This window comes from Pseudoalteromonas sp. CO325X (genome assembly GCF_004208955.1).
Lineage (GTDB): Bacteria > Pseudomonadota > Gammaproteobacteria > Enterobacterales > Alteromonadaceae > Pseudoalteromonas > Pseudoalteromonas ruthenica.
In genome coordinates, this window is sequence record NZ_SGPG01000032.1 from 61643 (window position 1) to 81899 (window position 20257).

The 20257-nt window shown below is 48.1% G+C and carries 16 protein-coding genes; 7 read left to right on the forward strand and 9 right to left on the reverse strand.

Annotated elements, in window-relative coordinates:
- The first annotated feature begins 3 nt into the window (after positions 1-3).
- The 4 genes from EXT46_RS15845 to EXT46_RS19120 all read left to right on the forward strand — a co-directional run bounded on the left by EXT46_RS15845 (position 4) and on the right by EXT46_RS19120 (position 2762).
- Positions 4-615 (forward strand): 5-formyltetrahydrofolate cyclo-ligase, encoded by a 612-nt coding sequence (locus tag EXT46_RS15845; protein WP_130148457.1) that lies wholly within the window; start codon positions 4-6, stop codon positions 613-615.
- A 46-nt stretch (positions 616-661) separates the two neighbouring features.
- On the forward strand, positions 662-1315 hold the full coding sequence (gene rpiA, locus EXT46_RS15850; RefSeq protein ID WP_022944595.1) for a ribose-5-phosphate isomerase RpiA: 654 nt from the start codon (positions 662-664) through the stop codon (positions 1313-1315).
- A gap of 13 nt (positions 1316-1328) precedes the next feature.
- The gene (serA, locus tag EXT46_RS15855) at positions 1329-2558 is read left to right on the forward strand and encodes a phosphoglycerate dehydrogenase (RefSeq protein ID WP_045980488.1); all 1230 of its coding nucleotides are present in this window, start codon (positions 1329-1331) and stop codon (positions 2556-2558) included.
- 78 nt (positions 2559-2636) lie between these two features.
- On the forward strand, positions 2637-2762 hold the full coding sequence (locus tag EXT46_RS19120) for a hypothetical protein (protein ID WP_022944597.1): 126 nt from the start codon (positions 2637-2639) through the stop codon (positions 2760-2762).
- A gap of 35 nt (positions 2763-2797) precedes the next feature.
- On the opposite strand, the gene yghU is transcribed toward EXT46_RS19120, so the two are convergent.
- The 3 genes from yghU to radA form a co-directional block, all read right to left on the reverse strand.
- On the reverse strand, positions 2798-3640 hold the full coding sequence (yghU, locus tag EXT46_RS15860) for a glutathione-dependent disulfide-bond oxidoreductase (protein WP_130148459.1): 843 nt from the start codon (positions 3638-3640) through the stop codon (positions 2798-2800).
- A gap of 135 nt (positions 3641-3775) precedes the next feature.
- A complete protein-coding gene (locus EXT46_RS15865; RefSeq protein WP_022944599.1) occupies positions 3776-4693 on the reverse strand; it encodes a hypothetical protein in 918 nt (305 codons plus the stop codon).
- Between the two features lie 48 nt (positions 4694-4741).
- The gene (gene radA / locus EXT46_RS15870; protein WP_026111063.1) at positions 4742-6112 is read right to left on the reverse strand and encodes a DNA repair protein RadA; all 1371 of its coding nucleotides are present in this window, start codon (positions 6110-6112) and stop codon (positions 4742-4744) included.
- A gap of 103 nt (positions 6113-6215) precedes the next feature.
- On the opposite strand from radA, the gene EXT46_RS15875 reads away from it, so the two are divergent.
- On the forward strand, positions 6216-8684 hold the full coding sequence (locus EXT46_RS15875; RefSeq protein ID WP_130148461.1) for a PilZ domain-containing protein: 2469 nt from the start codon (positions 6216-6218) through the stop codon (positions 8682-8684).
- On the opposite strand, the gene serB is transcribed toward EXT46_RS15875, so the two are convergent.
- Positions 8681-9700: a phosphoserine phosphatase SerB gene (serB, locus tag EXT46_RS15880; RefSeq protein ID WP_240701153.1), complete on the reverse strand. Its 1020-nt coding sequence runs from the start codon at positions 9698-9700 to the stop codon at positions 8681-8683. The two genes, EXT46_RS15875 and serB, sit on opposite strands and share 4 nt — an antisense overlap.
- A gap of 93 nt (positions 9701-9793) precedes the next feature.
- Here serB and EXT46_RS15885 point away from each other — a divergent pair, with 93 nt between their 5' ends.
- Entirely contained in the window at positions 9794-10417 is a 624-nt protein-coding gene (locus EXT46_RS15885) for an AhpA/YtjB family protein (RefSeq protein WP_026111023.1), read from the forward strand.
- Here EXT46_RS15885 and EXT46_RS15890 read toward each other — a convergent pair.
- The 4 genes from EXT46_RS15890 to prfC form a co-directional block, all read right to left on the reverse strand.
- On the reverse strand, positions 10384-11151 hold the full coding sequence (locus EXT46_RS15890; RefSeq protein WP_130148463.1) for a TatD family hydrolase: 768 nt from the start codon (positions 11149-11151) through the stop codon (positions 10384-10386). The genes EXT46_RS15885 and EXT46_RS15890 overlap by 34 nt on opposite strands.
- On the reverse strand, positions 11152-11790 hold the full coding sequence (gene pdxH, locus EXT46_RS15895) for a pyridoxamine 5'-phosphate oxidase (protein WP_022944344.1): 639 nt from the start codon (positions 11788-11790) through the stop codon (positions 11152-11154).
- Between the two features lie 189 nt (positions 11791-11979).
- Positions 11980-13722, reverse strand: a complete 1743-nt coding sequence (gene argS / locus EXT46_RS15900) for an arginine--tRNA ligase (protein WP_022944343.1) — start codon at positions 13720-13722, stop codon at positions 11980-11982.
- 69 nt (positions 13723-13791) lie between these two features.
- Entirely contained in the window at positions 13792-15390 is a 1599-nt protein-coding gene (gene prfC, locus EXT46_RS15905; protein WP_026111022.1) for a peptide chain release factor 3, read from the reverse strand.
- A gap of 222 nt (positions 15391-15612) precedes the next feature.
- Between prfC and EXT46_RS15910 the strand changes: the two genes are divergently transcribed.
- The gene (locus EXT46_RS15910) at positions 15613-18279 is read left to right on the forward strand and encodes an ATP-binding protein (RefSeq protein ID WP_130148465.1); all 2667 of its coding nucleotides are present in this window, start codon (positions 15613-15615) and stop codon (positions 18277-18279) included.
- Here the strand turns inward: EXT46_RS15910 and EXT46_RS15915 are convergent, their stop codons facing one another.
- Positions 18280-20049, reverse strand: coding sequence for a S41 family peptidase (locus tag EXT46_RS15915; RefSeq protein WP_130148467.1), 1770 nt, complete (start codon positions 20047-20049; stop codon positions 18280-18282).
- Between the last annotated feature and the right edge of the window lie 208 nt (positions 20050-20257).

Consider the following 20257-nt stretch of genomic DNA (forward strand, 5'->3'; position numbering starts at 1 on the left):
GCTATGAGTGCGAATCAGTTTAACCAGCAACGTATTGACATCCGCAAGAAGATGCGGGAAATGAGAAAAAGCTTATCCACCTCTGAACAAAAACGTGCCGCCGATGACCTCATTATTAATTTTCTTCAAGTAGCAAAAGTTACTGAAGGGACCCAAGTAGGCGGGTACTTGGCGAACGATGGAGAACCCAGCCTATCTCCCATATTTGAAGACTTGTGGGCTAAACAAGCAGTGCCAAACCTGCCCATTATTCACCCCTTTTCAAAGACTCATTTGCTCTTTCAGAGGTATGAAGAAAATTCACCCATGAGCACAAACCGCTATGGTATCTTGGAGCCCAAGTTGAATTGCAGTCATGTGTGTCCGGTTGCGCAGTTAGATTATATTCTAACGCCACTGGTTGCATTTGATAGTCAAGGCAATCGGTTGGGTATGGGTGGCGGATATTATGACCGCACATTAGCACAAATCCCCGCCGATCGAAGTCAGCGCCCTCTGCTCATAGGCATTGCCCATCAATGCCAAGAAGTGGCGCAACTACCGATCGCGAGTTGGGATGTGCCACTTGATTATATTGTGACACCGAAGACAATTTATCGCCCCGGTGCACAGTGATACACTAACCGAAACCCTTTGCTATTAACTCTTTAATGAGCACACCATGACTCAAGATGAAATGAAAAAAGCGGCTGCTTGGGCAGCGCTAGACTATGTAAAAAGCGACACGATTGTTGGTGTTGGCACCGGTTCTACTGTGAATCACTTTATTGATGCACTGGCGTCGATAAAAGACACGATTCGTGGCGCCGTTTCCAGCTCTGAAGCCTCAACACAACGGTTAAAAGCGTTGGGAATAGAGGTATTTGAGCTCAATGATGTCAGTAGCCTCGATATTTATGTTGATGGCGCCGATGAGATCAACGCCAATAATGAAATGATTAAAGGCGGCGGTGCGGCATTGACTCGTGAGAAGATTGTCGCGGCTGTGGCCAAGCGCTTTGTATGTATCGTTGATGAGAGCAAAATCGTCGATACCTTGGGTGAGTTCCCACTGCCAGTGGAAGTGATCCCGATGGCGCGCAGCTATGTCGCCCGTGAAATTGTTAAACTCGGGGGCGACCCAGTTTATCGCCAAGGTGTCACCACTGATAACGGCAATGTCATTTTGGACGTGCATAATTTGCATATTGTTGATGCCAAGTCGCTTGAGCAGACATTAAACCAAGTCGTCGGTGTTGTAACCAACGGCCTATTTGCCCATCGTGGTGCCGATGCTGTTGTCGTTGGTACTGCGCAGGGGCCTACTACACGTTAGAGGAATGAGGAACATGAGTAAGGTATCGTTAGCAAAAGACAAAATTAAAATTCTCTTGCTAGAGGGCGTACACCAAAGTGCGGTGGAAACGCTAAAACGCAACGGTTACAGCAATATCGATTACGTTAAAACCTCGCTACCTGAAAGTGAACTTGTAGAGCGCATTAGCGACGTGCACTTCGTTGGCTTGCGCTCACGTACACAACTCACAGAAAAAGTCTTAGATGCAGCGCAAAAGTTGGTCGCTGTCGGTTGCTTCTGTATTGGTACTAACCAAGTTGACCTCGACGCCGCGAAGCGCCGGGGGATTGCGGTCTTCAACGCGCCATTTTCCAATACTCGCTCGGTCGCCGAATTAGTGCTGGGTGAGATTTTATTGTTACTGCGCGGTATTCCTAAACGCAATGCGATGGCTCACCGAGGCCAGTGGTTGAAATCAGCAGAAGGTTCTTTCGAGGCTCGAGGCAAAACATTGGGTATCATAGGCTATGGCCACATCGGTACTCAGTTGGGCATTATGGCTGAGAACATTGGCATGCAAGTGCGTTATTACGATATCGAAGATAAGTTATCTTTAGGCAATGCCCAGCAAGTAGAAAACCTCACTAAACTACTGCAGCAATCGGATGTAGTCAGTTTACACGTGCCGGAAACTCCGCAAACAAAGAACCTCATCGGCACCGCTGAGTTGGCGGTCATGAAAAAAGGCAGTATCTTGATTAACGCCTCACGCGGCACCGTTGTCGATATTGACGCCCTTGCCGAAGCACTCGAAGAGCGCAGCCTATCCGGCGCGGCCATCGATGTGTTCCCTGTTGAACCGAAATCAAACGATGAAGAATTTGTCTCGCCACTGCGCCAATTCGACAACGTTATTTTAACCCCCCATGTTGGCGGCTCTACGCAAGAAGCGCAAGAAAGTATTGGTGTGGAAGTAGCCGGTAAGCTCGCTAAATATTCCGACAACGGCTCAACAATGACAGCCGTCAATTTCCCTGAAGTCGCCCTGCCAGAACTGGCGAATCGCAGTCGCCTGTTGCACATTCACCAAAACCGCCCTGGTGTGTTGACACAAATTAACCAAGCGTTTGCACAGCATGGCATTAATATAGCCGCGCAGTACCTGCAAACCGATGACAACATAGGTTATGTCGTTATTGATGTGGATAGCGACCACTCCGAAGTGGCATTGAAAGAGCTCAGCGCTGTGGACGGCACCATACGTGCGCGAATTTTGCACTAAATGGTTTGTCTAGGTAGACTAAAAAGCACAGCTTCGGCTGTGCTTTTTTGATCAACAATAACCAATAGGGATCACCTTATGGACTCTAACAATAATAACAAAGACAAAGCGAAAGAACGTCGCGGCCATATCACCCTCATTGCCTTTTTAGTGGCGGTGGGTATTTTTGCCTTGGGTATTAAAGTAGGCGAGCTTCTAGCGTAATACCCAGATTCTCGCCAATCTAAGCGGCTGATGGTTTAGGTATCAAAGTCGCTACTGGCATGGCGCTCTTTGAGTTGCTCGCTCGGCTCACCCCATACACGATTAACTCGTTGGCCCCGCTTTACTGCAGGCCGAGCGTCAATTCTCTTGGCCCACGCCAACACATGCTTATACTCGTGTACACTGAGAAACTCAGCAGCATCGTATAACCGTCCTAACACCAAAGCTCCATACCAAGGCCAAATAGCAATATCCGCAATAGAGTATTGCTCACCGGCCATATACTCGTTTTGCGCCAAGTGCTTATCTAACACATCCAACTGGCGCTTAGTTTCCATGGTAAAGCGATTGATGGGATATTCCATCGGCTCTGGCGCATAAGCATAAAAGTGACCAAAACCGCCACCTAGATAAGGCGCGCTGCCCATCTGCCAAAATAGCCAATTCATACACTGCGCCTTTGCATAAGGCTCTGAAGGGATAAGCGTGGCAAATTTCTGTGCTAAATAAAGCAGTATTGCTCCCGATTCAAAAACCGGTGTGGCGGGGGTGCTTGAAGTGTCCAGTAACGCCGGGATTTTTGAGTTCGGGTTAATGGCAACGAAGTCAGAACCAAACTGGTCGCCTTCGCTAATATCGATTAAAAAAGCATCGTATTCGGCGTCTTTAATCCCCTGCTCTAGCAACTCTTCAAACATAATCGTGGCCTTTTGGCCATTGGGAGTGGCCATAGAGTACAGCTGAAAGGGATGCTGCCCGCTTGGCAGATGCTGCTCGAACGTGGCTCCTGCTGTGGGTTTATTTAGGCTTGCCCATTTGCCGCCGCTTTCGCTATCGAACTGCCAAACTTTTGGTGGAGTGTAGGTCGATTTACTCATTGTCGCTCCTGATGATGTAAAAACGTTTTGAGTATAGACCTGAGGGTGGATAATATAATTACAAGAGCAAAAAAGGCACCTTCAGGTGCCTTTTTGAATTTTACCGCCCACATCCGTGCGCGCTATGGATCATCATTATTTACCTACAGCATGCAAGCTAAAGTAGTTAGCCAACTCTTCCGGCTTACCCATTAGTGTCATCATTTGCTGATTAATCTCTGCCACCGAGGTATTTTCGGGAACCTGCATAGAGACTTCAAACTGCTCCGTGCCCTCGATAAAATTCAGTGCCGCTTCTCGCAATACCACCGGCGCCGGTGACATGCTCAATTGTTGCTGGGCATTTTGTTGGAATTGCTCATAGGTCATGCCTTGCTCGCCAATTAGGCGCTCAAGAAGCGCCTTGAGCTTACCGTTGTTGGCTAATTTAAAGCTCACTTTCTTTGGCACCAACTCGGTCACAGCACTCATCATCTGGCTTTGTAGCGCCAGCTGCTGCTGTAAATTCCCCTGCTCTTGTTGCGATTGCTGTTGCATCTCATTTAGTTGCTGCGACACTGCCATTAACGCCTGTGAATTGGTCATGGCAAAGCTAAACTCAACATCGGCCAATTTACCTGCATTGAGCTTGGTAAAAATATCCGCATCACCACTTTTTTCATCATAAGTGAACTCACTCAAGACATTGATATTCTCGCCTTTAAGCTCATCCATGCCTTGCACTGCGGCGCCTGAGAAAGTTAAGTCTTTGATTTCGACACGAGAATATTCAGAAATCTTATTCGGCTCATAGCCGGTCATTTCAACACGCTCAATCTGAGCAATTTGCTCGCCGAGGTGGTCATTGACAGAAATGTCGGCCAACGCCAACGCATTGTCCAATACATTGGCAGAAATCTCGTCGTAGCGGATATCAAGGCCTGTTTGTGTTTGAATTTGCATTAGCTGCTGATCAATGCCCTTGCGCGCTTCTTTCGACACATAATAATTGGCATAGCTGTAACCGCCAATGGCGATGGCACCCACGGCACCGACAATGAGTAGTTTTTTCATGTTGACTTCCTTGGGAGTGTCCAGCTCCCTCCTAGTTTGGACATTACTTTAAAATAACGCATCGAGTGCATCGCTTAAGCTTGCGACTGCTGTGACTTCCATGCCCTCGATTGCCTCTTTCGGTTTATTGTCAATGGGTACAATAGCACGTTTAAAGCCATGTTTCGCGGCTTCACGCAGTCGTTCTTGACCACTGGGCACTGGACGAATCTCCCCACCCAGGCCAACTTCACCAAATACCACCAGCTCACGGGCCAAGCTATAATTTTTAAAACTGGACACCAAAGCCACAATCAAAGCCAAATCAGCGCTGGTTTCCGTGACCTTGACACCACCGACGACGTTAACAAACACATCCTGATCGGCCACTTGTAAACCGCCATGGCGGTGTAGCACCGCCAATAACATCGCGAGGCGATTTTGCTCCAAACCCACCGTGACGCGACGAGGGTTTGCAAGCTGCGAATAATCGACGAGCGCCTGCACTTCCACCAGCAGCGGTCTGGTACCTTCCCATACCACCATCACTAACGAGCCCGGTGTTTGCTCTTGTGAGCGGTTCAGGAAAATAGCCGAGGGGTTTTTTACCTCGCGCAACCCTTGCCCAGTCATGGCGAACACTCCAAGCTCGTTTACTGCGCCAAAGCGGTTTTTGTGACCACGCAAAGTACGAAACCGGCTATCACTGCTACCTTCAAGTAAAATAGAACAATCAATGCAGTGTTCTAATACCTTGGGGCCGGCTAAGGAGCCGTCTTTGGTCACATGGCCCACCATGATCATGGCTATTTGATTTTGTTTAGCAAAACGGGTGAGGTACGCCGCACTTTCTCTCACCTGGGAAACACTACCCGGTGCCGATTGCACATCGGCCATATGCATGACTTGAATGGAATCTATGACCATGATCCCGGGCTTTTCTCTTAGCGCCAGCTGGCAAATGGTTTCGACATTGGTTTCGGCTAAGGTTTGTAGCTTATTGGTGGGCAACCCCAAGCGCTTTGCCCGCATAGCCACTTGCTGCAAAGACTCCTCCCCGGTGACATACAGGGTTTTCATATTTTCTGCGAGACCACACATGGTTTGCAGCAAAATAGTACTTTTACCGGCTCCGGGCTCGCCACCGATAAGAATGGCACTCCCCGGCACCACACCGCCCCCTAACACGCGGTCAAACTCAACAAACCCGGTGGAGAAGCGCGGCAGGCTTTCAAGATTAACCTCATCCAGAGTTTGAATTTTGGCCTCAACCATGCCGGCATAGCCGCTCGCAGCACTATTGCGTGGCGCCGATTTAACCGAGGGCACGCGAAATTCGGTTACTGTGTTCCATGCTTTGCACTCGCTACATTGGCCTTGCCAACGCGCAAACTCAGCACCACACTCATTACATACAAAAGCTGTTTTCTTTTTTACCATATTACGGGCATAATTTTTGCTGGATAAATCGTTTAAATAACGAATAAACAATAATTTGACACCCAGTATAACGGTTTTTGCCGACTGGGTAATGGTTTAATGCATGGCTGAAGACACCCTTTTAAAACACCAACCCTTAGTTGACGAACTCAAGCAAAGCCTCGGGCAGGCGAGCTTTAGCCGCGATTTTGCCGCTAAAACGGCACAACTACCTAAGGGCGATCAATTTATTATAAAGATGGAGTTTAATCGTCTTCGTCAGCCGTGCAGTCGCACCATTGATTTACGCGGCACGGCTTCCGGTGAAGTGCAAAGCTACTCATACAAGAGTCAGCAGCATTTTATGGATGCTCAAGCCATCGCAACCTTTGAAAAAGGCGTCGCTCGCTTCGGCGACTACACCATGGCCGTTTATGAAATGGTGATGGAAGAGGTGAACAATCAGCGCCAATTACGCCAAGGTGCAACACCACAGCCGGAAAATACTGAAAAAAGTGCCCGTGTCATCCACTTTGCCTCCTATGATTTTCGTCAGCAAGAGCGCATGAATTACACCATCAAAGTCAGTGTTATGGTGAATGACAAAACCATTGAAGGTAAAAGCAGCGATATTTCTTTGGGGGGATGTAAGCTTAAGTTGCCTAGTCATGCCATGCTTGAGCGTGGGCAAAAAGTGCAGGTTCGCTTTACCGGTCTAGAGGAAGATTTCGAACTGGGCCTCAAAAACGGCTTAGAATATGAAATTGTGGGCATAGATCCTGCGAGCACCATCGACTTTTATTACGCCCGCATGAAGCGCACCGGTAGCGAGACAACCCCTGGATTCGATGAGTTTCTAGCGCGCTTTATTAACGGTAATAAACGCCGCTACAAGGTCAACCTTGATAACACCCTCGATGCGGTTTTAACCAAAGGTTATGAGCAGTATTACTTGCCAAGGGTCAGTTCGCTGTTCAGTTTCATTTGCGTAAACGATAAAAAGCTCACCCCTAAACTGCTGCTTACCACCGAGAATAATGCCTACATTCACTATTATTTCAGTGATGAAGAGCGCCGCTCTGTGCTGCCGAGTATTCTTAATACGCAGCGCATAAGCAGCATTTTGGCACGCAAGGGGCAAGTCAAATCAACCCTACTTTACAGCTTTAGTCACACCCAAAATGGCAAGGTCTTCTTTTACAGCGCCACCGATATCGAACTGGCCACCTACCCTAAGTTACGCTCGTTATTTTTTTCCTATGCCAGTAGGAAGCCGTCTTGGCGGGTATTTAAGTTGCAATTGGTTCCCGTGCAAAGCGAAGACTCCCATATTCCACTCTCGCTCCCCGACAGTGCCGGCGAGGCAATTGCTAAACTTAATAAGCCTCCGAGCGCTCGCGTGCAAAGCTATTTAAAGGGTCTTAAGTACCTGTGTACCTTATCGGAGGTGAGCTCTGCTAATTTAACCGCACACAAGCGCCGCTACCGCCTCGATAAAAGCTTAGTCAACCAGCTCAAAGTATTTGGCCATCGTAAAGTGGCAGAGCCAGAGCTTGAAGTCGTTGCGTTGGAGTATGCTAACTTACGGGCTCACAAGCGGTATCTGTACCAAACAGAAGTGATTGTTGAAAGTGGTTTGGCAGCGCCGATGTCAGCACAATCTCGTGATTTCAGTGTACTAGGAATGCAAATAGAGCTGAGCCAACCAGCGCCTGAGACCAAAAAAGGCGATGTTATTTATCTGCGCTTACCGCAACTGCAAGAAATAACGAAAAAATTTGAGCTCACTCAGCTACCTTACGAGGTGATGGCTGTCAGTAAGACCGGCACCATTTTAAACTTAAAAGCCTACCAAAAAAGTAAGCAACCCCATGTTGGCGTACAGTTTTTCTCGCAACTAGTAGAGAACAACAAAGACAAACTGCAAGTGTGTGAGGAAGAGCCGAAAGTGCCGGGGCTATCCAAAGCCTTGCGCAATATTGTGGTCAAGAATCTAGCGCAAACACCGCTGTATATTACCAAAGAAGAAGCACACCTGGAGCTTGGTGCAATAGGTGAAGGACGTTATCAAAGCGCGATTCACCATATTTGGCGTCAGTTTGGTGAATTCTCTACGCAAATAAACTTAAAACCCTTACTGAGTATCAAGGAGTTCCAACAGCTCAGTGATACCCTACGCGATGGAAACCGCCAAGATAAGCCCAAAACTTTCGACCTGTTTATTCGCTTAAACCTTAAAAAAGACGACCTCAGTGGTGCAGTCACCAGCCGCTGTATTAGCACCGAAGAGGACTACAGCTCATTGCTGCCTTTTGTGAACAAGGCGCTTAAATCGGGCTTGTTGTTTGCGTTTCGCCTGCATTTATCGAAAACTGGCCGACCAGACACGAAATACCTGATCAGTGAGCTAAAATACATCAGTCACTATGCGTTGCATAAAGCCAAGGAGTTAGAGCAAGCGCTATGGCGTGTTGAGGGCGTAATTGATGCCCTCGCTATTGATGAGTTAGTGCCAAAGCTCTGTGATATAGAGGTTCAGGATTATCAAAAAATGCTTGAACGCCGCAACCTGTGGCTACAGCGTTTAGGTTAGTTGAACGCGGGAATACTGAGTAGATACAGTATCTGCGCCAAACTGCCAGCATTGATGGCGGTGGGAGCCTGCGCCACCACTTTAGGCTTACCGTGAACAGCAACACCTAGCCCAGCTGCGTGCATCATCAGCAGGTCATTGGCACCATCACCGATGGCCACCGTTTGCTCTGCGCCCACGCCCAACTCATCGCAGTAAGCTAATAAAAAGCGTGCTTTTTCTTGCGCATCAACAATATCCCCATTGACCACTCCGGTTAGCACGTGGCCATCGTCTGCTAATTGATTGGCATGAATACGATCTAGTTTGAGTTGTTTTTGTACCTGCTCAGCAAATGGAATAAATCCTCCCGAGGCGATGGCCAAATGCCAATTATGGCGTTTTAGCGTTGCGCATAGGTGGTCGATCCCGGGCATCAAGGGAAGCTGCTCTTTAAGCTCTGCAAGCAAAGACAACTCGACGCCCGCTAGTTTCGCGACGCGCTGACGCAGGCTGTCACTAAATTCCAACTGCCCACCCATCGCTTGTGCGGTGACCGCAGCGACCTCGTCGTACACCCCTGCTAAGCGCGCAATTTCATCAATACATTCGATGGTGATCGCCGTCGAGTCCATATCCATCACTAATAAGCCGGGTGTATGTAAACGTGGCGGGTTGCTCAGCAGCGCGCACTGCACTGCGTTTTCAGCTGCATATTGCTTGAGCTGAGAGTTAAGCTCAGCCTGGGGGTTAGCAATCGCGAACGCAAACCCTGGAGGTAAATCATCATCGGCGTGATACCGGACCACCGCCTGCACCTGACATTGCCAGTCACGCAGCTGCTGTGCCAGTTGAGCAACGTGCATGCCCAGTTGAAAACCAAATACACTGACATAAGCCAGTGGCTGTTCGCTCTGCTGACTTGCCACTAAAGGCGAATCGTCAAAAGAATACCAAGTATTTAAACTTAGGGTTTGCTGTAAAGACAAATCGTCTTGCTGTGCTAAAGTAGACAAGAGCATGCTTTGGTGCGACATTAAAACTCCAAATAGGTGAACACGTTAGCTGATGACAACGGATGCTTAATTTAACCACCCTTAGCAATGAAAGTCAGTAAGTACACCCATGATATGAAAAATAAACAAGTGAAAAATCCGGTTCGAACATCGCAGTGGCAACGGCTACTGCGCTTGGTGTTTGCCGCTTTTTGCTTTGTATTACTGACTTGGATGGCCTTTAATACCAGCTTTCAAGGCCACCAAATGCTCTACCAGCAAAGCTATCAATATGCCAAAAGCCTCACCGAGCAGTTAGCCTTGACCGCAGCGGAGCCTTTGGAGCAGAGCAACAAGCCTCGTTTGGGACATTTGGCCAATCAATTGAGTACAGACTCGAGTATCCAAAGTGCAGCCATTTATGATGCCCACGGCACTGCGATGGCGCTCAGTGAGGCGTTTAGTCCCTATCAACGTGAGTTTGGGGTGACACAAGCGACCCCGGGGGTGAGTAAATTGAGTCAACCTATTGTCATCCCCATCACCTCATTGCAAAGCAATAAGCCCATCGGTTTTGCTCGCGTTAATTACCTGCCCCAAGTCGCCATTGATGACAGTCACCGATATTTTCATGAGGTCGGTCGCCAAGTACTTCTTATGCTATTGATCACCTGCGTATTCACTTGGCAGCTTGGACGAGGATTAAAACGTTGGCAGTTAAAGCGTTACTTTCGTAAAAAAGCTAAGCAGTTAAAATAGAGCTGCTCACTTAAGGCGCTGAGGTCTTGGCATTGCAATAGCCGTGCTAGGGCTATAAACACTTGAGGAATACGCTCTGGCGTATTGATTTGCCCTTGGTATCCGCAAAGCGGCATACTCGGTGCATCACTTTCCAATAACAGATGCTCTATTGCGACACTACGCAGTGCTTGCTGGGTCTTGACCGATCGAGCATAGGTAATGGTTCCGCCCACACCCAATTTAAAGCCTAACTTGATATAGTATTTAGCCACTTGTTCGGATCCAGAAAACGCATGGATCACGCCGCCATAACGCGGCTGACAACGCTTAAAACTCGCGGCGATTAAGTCATGGCTCTGACGGTGATGAACAATGAGTGGCAACGCCAGTTCATTCGCTAAGGCAATCTGCGCTTCAAAGAGCGCCACTTGCTTGTCCATTTCTCCAATACTGCGATCAAGGCCGCACTCTCCGATGGCGCACCAACGGTGCTTATGCGCTGTTGCCAGTTCGCCTAGGCCGACTATATGTTCACTCGCGTGTTGCGATAGAAAGTAGGGATGTAAACCAGCACCGATATGAGTAGGTCCATGGTGCTGGCTAAAGTCGAGCAACTGCTGAGATTGCGCCAAGCTAATGCCAGGCACAATAAACTGCTCCACGCCCAACGCTTGGGCATTCGCTATTATCGCCTCTCGCTGGCCATTGAACTCGCTAAAATCGAGGTGGCAATGAGAATCGATAAAACGCATTTAAGGGTTTAGGCGCTCGACACGCCAGCTTCCATCTGGCTGACGACGATACATAAAGCGATCATGAAGGCGATGCGCTCCTCCTTGCCAAAACTCGACCTTAGTCGGCTCGACACAGTATCCTCCCCAAAAATCAGGCAGCGGGATTTCACCTTTAGCAAATTTACTTTTCATTTGCGCAAACTTTTCCATGAGCGCCTGACGTGATGACACCGGCCGACTTTGGCTAGAAGCCCATGCCGCTAACTGGCTTTCTTTTGGCCGCGATAAGAAATATTTTGCCACTCGCGATGTTGGCAACGGTTTGGCCTCGCCGTAAACAATGACTTGACGCTCAAACATGTGCCACGGGAAGTGCAGACTAATTTTATTATTCTGGGCAAGTTCCTGCGCCTTGCGTGAGCCGGTGTTGGTGAAGAATACAAACCCTTGCTCATCGACATGCTTAAGCAACACAATACGCTGCGAAGGCTGACCCTGCTCGTCAACGGTGGCAACGACCATGGCCGTCGGATCGGGGATTTGCGCATCAATGGCTTGTTGTAACCACTTTTCAAACTGTGCTACTGGCGTCGCATCGAGCATGGTTTCATCTAATCCACCTTGCAAATACTCACGACGAATATCTTCCAATTTCATATTCATTCCTTCTCACTAAGCGCCAAGAATACCCGACAATCAATCAAGCTATGTCACCTTACCCAGCCACTCAGCTTGTTCCAAAGCAAAGCCTATTGGGGGATGGTGTAATCGACCTCTCCACCAGCCGACTTTGGATAAAGCGCGCGGTTCGGTCGATTAGAGGGATATCAGCAAACATTGAGCTGATTACATTTGCTCCATCACCTCAATGCCAAGCAGGTCTAACCCTTTGTGCAAGGTTTTTGCTACCAATGAACACAGCACCAAGCGGCTATTTTTATCTGCGTCGCTGACGCCCTCTTTAAGTACCGGACAAGCTTCATAGAAGCTCATATACAAGCTCGCCAGCTCATACAAGTACCCACATAATACGTGTGGTGTGGCATCGCTGATCATTTGGTCCAGCACTTCTTCAAATTGCATCAGCTTGATAGCCAGCGCTTTTTCTTGTGGCGCAGCAATCACAACCGGAGCCTGATGAGTGGTGCTATCAATGCCGGCTTTACGGAAAATACTTTTCACTCGCGTATAGGCATATTGCAGATAAGGCGCTGTGGCTCCCTCAAAGCTCAACATGGTATCCCAGTTAAAGATGTAGTCACTGGTACGGTTTTTCGATAGGTCGGCGTATTTTACCGCGCCGATTCCCACTTTTCGGGCGATTTCTTCTTGCTCTTGCGCACTATGAGGAGAGTCGCTATCGGCGAGCTTTGCTTTGGCGCGAGTCACCGCTTCATCGAGTAAATCGGCAAGTTTAACGGTACCGCCAGTACGGGTCTTAAACGGTTTACCATCCTCGCCCATCATGGTGCCAAAAGGACAGAATTCATAGCTGGTTTGTTCGCGTAAAAAGCCGGCCTTGCGTGCTGTCAGCTCAACTTGGCTAAAGTGCAGGCTTTGACGAGCATCAACGAAAATCAAGATACGGTCGGCTTGCAATTCATTAGAGCGATAATCACAAGCGGCAAGGTCTGTGGTTGAATATAAAAAGCCACCGCCGGATTTCTGCACGATGAACACCGATGGCTCACCGTCTTTGTTGGCTAACTCATCTAAAAAGACCACTTGCGCACCCTGGTCTTCCTGCGCCAGTCCTTTTTCTTTAAGCACTTCAATCATGCGCTGCAACTCACTGTTGTAGGCACTTTCCGCTTTAATATCATCCCGAGTCAGGGTGACATTCAGCTTTTTGTATACTTCTTCGGAGTGCTTGACCGAGGTATCAATGAAAAGTTGCCACAGCTTATTACAGTGCGCATCGCCTTGTTGTAGGCGCACAACATACTCGCGCGCCTTATCAGCAAAACCGGCCTCATCGTCGAAACGCTTTTTGGCGTCACGATAGAATGTCTCTAAATCAGCAAGCGCTACGGACTCTAGATCAACACCCTCATTAAGCATGTCTTCCAAATGCGCGATAAGCATACCAAATTGCGTACCCCAATCGCCCATGTGGTTTTGCCGTATTACTTTATCACCACGAAACTCCAAGGCACGTACCACGGCATCACCGATAATGGTGGAACGTAAATGGCCCACGTGCATTTCCTTAGCAAGGTTGGGCGATGAGTAATCCACCACCACTGTATCTGCTTGCGGGTGCTGCGCCACACCGAGTTTATCGTCTTGGCTTGCCGCTTCGACACTGGCGCCTAAAAACGCCGGTTTGAGGTGAATGTTAATAAAGCCTGGGCCTGCTATTTCAACCTCGGCGGCGATATCGCTCACATCCAGGTTATCGATAATTTTTTGCGCTAGTTCACGCGGATTAGTTTTTAGCTTTTTCGCGGCGCCCATGGCACCGTTAATTTGGTAATCACCAAATTGCGGACGCGTACTTTGCGTCACCGCTGGATTCGTGCCTTGCTCAAGTCCCGCAGCGATCATCGCAGCGTTGGCTTTTTCAATCAGAATTTGCTTAATGTTCATAGTTGCAGTTACCTTGCAATAAGGGCCAGCGAGGGCTGACCACGATTAATACAGTTGCTCAGTGGCGCTTTAGTGCTCGCGCGTTTCGCTAAAGGTTACCTCTGGGTAACGCTCCATGGATAAGTTCAAGTTTACGCGACTTGGGGCGATGTATGTCAGGTTATCTCCGCCATCTAAGGCGAGGTTTTGCTCACACTTGCGCTTGAACTCTTCAAATTTCTTCACATCATCACAGCTTACCCAGCGCGCCGTATTAACGTTGACACTTTCATAGATAGCATCCACTTTGTATTCGGCTTTTAAGCGTGCAACCACAACATCAAACTGCAGCACCCCAACGGCGCCAACAATTAAGTCGTTATTGGCAAGCGGTCTAAACACCTGCACCGCGCCCTCTTCCGATAGCTGTACGAGGCCTTTAAGCAACTGCTTTTGCTTAAGTGGATCTTTAAGGCGAATACGGCGGAATAGCTCTGGAGCAAAGTTAGGAATACCGCTGAACTTAAGCTTTTCTCCGTCGGTGAAAGTATCACCAATCTGGATGGTGCCATGGTTGTGCAAGCCAATAATATCACCGGCATAGGCGTGCTCAGCACGCTCGCGGTCACCGGCCATAAAGGTCACCGCATCAGAAATACTGATTTGCTTGCCTATACGTACGTGGTTCATCTTCATGCCTTGGCTGTACTTGCCCGAGACAATACGCATAAAGGCAATACGGTCACGGTGTTTGGGGTCCATGTTGGCCTGAATTTTAAACACAAAGCCTGTGAATTTTTCGTGCTCAGCACCCACTTTGTTGCCATCATCGGTGGCGCGCGGTAAGGGGGCCGGAGCCCACTCGGTCAAGCCATCAAGCATATGATCAACGCCAAAGTTGCCCAACGCAGTACCGAAGTAAACTGGGGTTAACTCACCGCTCAAAAATAACTCTAAATCGAATTCGTTGGACGCTCCTTGCACCAGCTCAATTTCTTCGCGCAGTTGTTGCGCTAAGCTCTCACCCACCGCTTCGTCTAATTCACTGTTATCCAGCCCTTTGACGATGCGCAACTCTTGAATGGTATGGCCTTGACCGCTTTGATACAAAATCGTCTCGTCACGGTGCAAATGATAGACCCCTTTGAATTCCTTACCACAGCCAATGGGCCAGGTTACGGGGGCACACATCATATTGAGCTCAGTTTCCACCTCATCCAATAACTCCATTGGATCGCGAATATCACGGTCCAGTTTGTTCATAAAGGTGACGATGGGGGTGTCACGTAAACGGGTGACTTCCATTAACTTACGAGTTCGGTCCTCAACACCCTTAGCGGCATCAATCACCATCAAACACGAATCCACGGCGGTCAAAGTACGGTAGGTATCCTCAGAGAAGTCTTCGTGCCCTGGGGTATCTAGCAGGTTAACTAAACGCTCGTTATAAGGGAACTGCATTACCGAGGTGGTCACCGAGATGCCACGCTCTTTTTCCATTTCCATCCAGTCTGACTTAGCGTGTTGGTTTGACCCTCGGCCTTTAACTGTGCCCGCTTTCTGAATGGCTTGTCCGAATAATAGAACTTTTTCGGTAATGGTGGTTTTACCCGCATCGGGGTGTGAAATAATCGCAAAAGTACGACGTTTACTAATTTGTTGTGTTAACTCTGACATGCGGTCACTTATGAATAGTCGACCCGGCACTAAACGCGAACCAAGCCGGGAATTAATTTAGAGATTATTACGCGTGATTATACCGACTTTAGCATGCACACAAAAGCGCCTAATACCGACAAAAGTGACTTCTACGCATTGCCATGTGTATTATTGCTAAGCAATTTTGTATAATTTTTCGTTCGTTTGAGTTAGTAAGCTGTTTTTTACGTTGCAAGGAGCCGCACCCATACCATGAAAACCAGTAAGTTAAGTATACGATTACTATGGTATATCACTCCGGTGGTGATTTTGCCCTTGCTGTTTTTAGGTGGCTTTACCTTGACCAACGTAACTTCAAGCTCACAACAACAAACACAGCTCATTGTAAGCCGCTTTGTCGAACAGCAGCAAAATAAGGTGTTTCACTCCCTTAATGTCTATCACTCAACCACCGAGCTGTTAACAAGCTCACCAGTACTGCAAGACTTTGTGCCGGAAATACATCAGAGCAGCGACCGCTATACCGAACGTTTAGCGGCGCTAATGGATGTGTTTGGCAGCTACACCCAAGCTTACCCAGATATACTCAGTATTAACTTAGTGTCGCCACAGCAAAAAAGTTACGCTTACTTTTCAACGAAATTAGAGTCCGCACCGCAGGCATACCCATTTTTTGAGAAACTCAGCGCCAGTTCCCTGCGCCGCCAGCAATTTATGGTGCAAAATGAACGCGGCGAAACCACACTGTACTTCGTGCAAAAGGTATTTACCCCAGATTACCACTTAGAGCGCCCTATTTTATTGGGCTACGTAATTATGCGCGTGCAGCCAACAGTACTTAATACAGCGATTTTAGAGTCTCCCTACAACAATACCCTCAACTTGATGCTCACTGAGCAAGGGAAAATTCTATTTAGCTCTAACCACGCCCTGCGAGGCCAAAGTATCGCCAGCGAAGAGCTGCGTAAAATTAGCTTATGGGCCGATAATGGTCGCCTCAACGAGCTCGCCTTACACAGTATTGATCACACACAACGCTTGGTGTATGCGGTGCAAATGGCCGGAGGCCACTATTTCATTACCAGTATTCCGAAGGAATTACTGTACGAGTCTGGCAAAGTCATTAGCTTGATCACCGCCTTAATTGTGATGATCTCTGTTATCACTCTGCCAATACTCATTTTTATTGTTGTACGTAACTTGCTGTTAAACCCTATCGAACAGCTGGGGGCGGCCAGTCACCGCGTTGGCGAGAATGACCTTGCCGTACGCCTACCCGATGATCGCAAGGACGAGGTAGGCCAACTCTTTAGTGATTTCAATCACATGGTTAATAAAATTTACCACACCCAGGGAGAGCTTGAAGAATACAAAAACACCTTGGAACAAAAGGTAGAAGCGCGCACCTTGGAGCTGGAAAAAACCAATAAGGCGTTAGAGCTCGCCATTGAACAAGCCGAGCAAGCCAACCAACTTAAAAGTCGCTTCCTAGCCAATATGAGTCATGAGATCCGCACTCCGCTAACGGCAATTATGGGGTTCACAGAGCAACTGCTTGATAACAATAAGATAAAAGAAGAAAAAGTGCACACCCAGCTCGCGACGGTACTGCGCAATTCACGCCACCTGCTGGAACTGATTAATAACATTCTCGACTTATCGAAAATCGAAGCTGAGAAATTGGATATGAATCATGAACCGGTGTCGCTATACGAATTACTCCATGATCTTGAGTCCATTGTCGAGCCTCAAGCGCAGCAAAAACAACTGCAATTCGATATTGACTATCACTTCCCGCTGCCCAAATATTTAAGCAGCGATCAAACGCGATTAAAGCAAATCCTTTTAAACATTCTCACTAATGCGGTGAAGTTCACCACCCAAGGTGGCGTGCATATGAGCATTCGCTATCAAAGTGGCATGCTGGAGTTTGTTGTTACCGACACGGGTATTGGTATTTCAGATAAAGAACTGGACCGTATATTTAAGCCCTTTGAACAAGCCGATGCCACCACTACACGACGTTTTGGCGGCAGCGGCCTTGGCCTCTGTATTGCTAAAAACTTGGCGCAGCTACTCGGCGGTGATATTTGGGCACAAAGCCAACAAGGGGTCGGCAGTCAATTCACTATTCATGTTGCTTGCTATCAACAATATACCGAACAGGATTATTACTACGACCACGCACAAATGCAGCCAGTTTACAGCGAACGTCCGGCCCTGAGCGAGCAGCGCTTTGATGGCGATATTCTTGTGGCGGAAGACAACAAAGATAACCAGGCGTTAATATCACTGCTACTTGAGCGCTGGGGGATTGAGCCTGACTTTGCTAACAACGGCGCAGAGGCGGTGGAAAAGGCCTTGGTCAAAGACTATCAGTTGATTCTTATGGATATGCAAATGCCCGTTATGGGCGGAGAAGAGGCCACCAAAATGCTCCGCCATGCCGCTTATGATGGCCCTATTATCGCCTTAACTGCCAACGTGATGAAACATGATATTGAGCGCTACCTCGGTGCTGGCTGTGATAAGACTTTAGGAAAGCCTATTGATAAACAGGAGCTTGAGCATACGTTAGCCACCTACTTGAGCATTCAACAAGAAGCAGCCTCACAGTGGGACGATATTTTGCAAAGCGAGCGTTTTTTGCAAATTAATGCTAATTATAAGGAAAAGCTACCTGAGTACCTTGATGAGGTGCTTGGCCACCACCATGACGGGGATTGGGAACAGTTGCAGTCACTGGCTCACAGCATCAAAGGCAGCGCCAGCTGTTTTGGTTTCTTCGCCATTGCCGAAGCAGCGGGCGAGCTCGAGCAGGTTTTACGTCAAGGCCACCATGACAGCCATGACTACTGCGTACTTAAGCTCGAACACGCCATTCGCTATGTGCTTGAGCAAGATGTCGAGCCAAGCTAATCACTGCGCGTGTTTATGCGCGCCAATAATTCCATGAATGGCTACCATGGCCGGGTCATGAGCATTGAAGTACTGCTTTGATGACAGTGTCACCGGCACATGAGGGGCAACCCAAATACGGTGGTCCTCAGCCTTTGACGCTTGATGGAACTGCGATGAAATCAAGCCCCAAACGCCACTGTAAGGCAACTTAAACCAGCCACTCTCACCAAGATGATTAGGTCGACTGCCACTGGGTTCACCAACAATAATGGCATCACTTAAGCGATTTAAATCAGCCAGTAACAAGTGTGCTGCGGAAAAGGTATTACGGCCAACAATTACAAACAGCTTATTTTGCTCACGCTCTTGTGCAAAGTGCAGCAACGCTCTGGTTAACGGTGGAATAATCGAGCCATTTCCGCCGCTATTATGACGCAAATCGAGCACTAAGTTCTGCACTTGGCGCTCGTTAGCTATGCCTGAAATGCGCTTACTAAAAGCAGCAAGTGATTCCGATTTTTTTTGCCCAACACGATTAAATTGTACGTAAGCTAAGTTTTGTTCTGGGCTTATTTTGAGCCAGTAAGGTTGATGCTGCTGACTCAGATAAAGTGGATTATGTTGCTCTTCTAGCTTTGGTAACTTCGGAAACCCGGTGAAATTGAAAGACTCTGCGGGCAAGATAACGTGCGTTGTCACCCCCTGCGAATCGGAGACCGTCAGCGCGGTTTTCTCTGTCTCTGTTGTCACCCCCACTCCCTGTAAAACCTGAGGTAAAGAGAGGTAAAATGGCGCAAGCCATAATTGTTGCATCTCATTATCACGGGCATTAACCATGGCTACCTTGTCCACCACTTGCGCAATCGGTGTATTGCCGATACGCAACACTTTTTGCCCTACCAAATGGCGATATTTAGCACTGGCGGAAACAATAAAATAACCATCATTAAAACGATAAAATTGTACCGGCAGTTGCGTAAATGCCCCTTTCAATGAGTGCGTCGGCACAATAAAATTGTGACCATTGCCGAGGCTGCCCAGCAATGACATAAACTGGAATACGATTTGTTGGTCGCTCAGACTCGGGATCGCCTCAGCTATTTGTTGTACTTTCGCGGTAAAGGCTTGTTGACTGATGTGGTGAAAGGCGTTGACGTGCAGGCGCTCAATCTCAGCCACTAAAAAATCGAGATCCTTAAGCCATTGTTGGTCGCGACTGAGGTTATCAGCCAACGCGGCCCCGGCAATGGCTTTAAACTGTGTGTTCGTAGCCAACGCAGTAAAGTGCTTGCTAGTTAGCAAGCTTTTGCGGTCATCCCAGCGATAAGCCAGTGCTCGTTCTAACCACTGAAGCGCGGCTTGGCTTTCACCCAAAGCGCTGTAACAACGCGCTATTTTAACCATCATATCGTTGGGCGGTGACGAGGTGGAGGGCACTCCTGAGATAATAGTCCCTAGTGCAATTGCTCGCTCCAAAGCAGGTATCGCTTTCTCATACTGTTTATCTAGCATATAGCCATGCCCTAGTAGAAACCATGTATCACCATCATCACGGTATGCTTTTGTAAGTGTCTCTAATAAGGGTAAAGCCAACTGCCACTGCTCTTGGCGAGTATACTGCACAGCCTGCTGACGCTGCCGCCAGTAACTTTTTGCGTCTTTGGGAAACGCATCGGAGGGAGCGTTTATAAAGGCATTGTTGGTCATTACATCGGCACGCGAGTTGGCCGCCACCGGCGCGCTCACTAACACACACGCCACCATAGAGCATAGTAAAGTTGTTCTCATTTATTATTCTTCTTTAGCCAGATAACATCATCACTTAACCTAACAAGCGAAGACAATGCGTTGCTAAAAAATAGGCGGTCTGCGCAGCAGCTACAATAGCGACACGTCGTTCTCATCGTGTTCGGTAAGTGTCATTTTTAGCTAATACTATCAAGGTGTTGAAATCGACACCTTATCTAAGTTGTAACAAATTATCTGGTTGCACTAG

Coding starts and splice junctions, on each gene's coding strand:
- EXT46_RS15845 (WP_130148457.1), top strand. CDS start 4: ATGAGTGCGAATCAGTTTAACCAGCAACGTATTGACATCCGCAAGAAG.
- rpiA (WP_022944595.1), top strand. CDS start 662: ATGACTCAAGATGAAATGAAAAAAGCGGCTGCTTGGGCAGCGCTAGAC.
- serA (WP_045980488.1), top strand. CDS start 1,329: ATGAGTAAGGTATCGTTAGCAAAAGACAAAATTAAAATTCTCTTGCTA.
- EXT46_RS19120 (WP_022944597.1), top strand. CDS start 2,637: ATGGACTCTAACAATAATAACAAAGACAAAGCGAAAGAACGTCGCGGC.
- yghU (WP_130148459.1), bottom strand. CDS start 3,640: ATGAGTAAATCGACCTACACTCCACCAAAAGTTTGGCAGTTCGATAGC.
- EXT46_RS15865 (WP_022944599.1), bottom strand. CDS start 4,693: ATGAAAAAACTACTCATTGTCGGTGCCGTGGGTGCCATCGCCATTGGC.
- radA (WP_026111063.1), bottom strand. CDS start 6,112: ATGGTAAAAAAGAAAACAGCTTTTGTATGTAATGAGTGTGGTGCTGAG.
- EXT46_RS15875 (WP_130148461.1), top strand. CDS start 6,216: ATGGCTGAAGACACCCTTTTAAAACACCAACCCTTAGTTGACGAACTC.
- serB (WP_240701153.1), bottom strand. CDS start 9,700: ATGTCGCACCAAAGCATGCTCTTGTCTACTTTAGCACAGCAAGACGAT.
- EXT46_RS15885 (WP_026111023.1), top strand. CDS start 9,794: ATGAAAAATAAACAAGTGAAAAATCCGGTTCGAACATCGCAGTGGCAA.
- EXT46_RS15890 (WP_130148463.1), bottom strand. CDS start 11,151: ATGCGTTTTATCGATTCTCATTGCCACCTCGATTTTAGCGAGTTCAAT.
- pdxH (WP_022944344.1), bottom strand. CDS start 11,790: ATGAAATTGGAAGATATTCGTCGTGAGTATTTGCAAGGTGGATTAGAT.
- argS (WP_022944343.1), bottom strand. CDS start 13,722: ATGAACATTAAGCAAATTCTGATTGAAAAAGCCAACGCTGCGATGATC.
- EXT46_RS15910 (WP_130148465.1), top strand. CDS start 15,613: ATGAAAACCAGTAAGTTAAGTATACGATTACTATGGTATATCACTCCG.
- EXT46_RS15915 (WP_130148467.1), bottom strand. CDS start 20,049: ATGAGAACAACTTTACTATGCTCTATGGTGGCGTGTGTGTTAGTGAGC.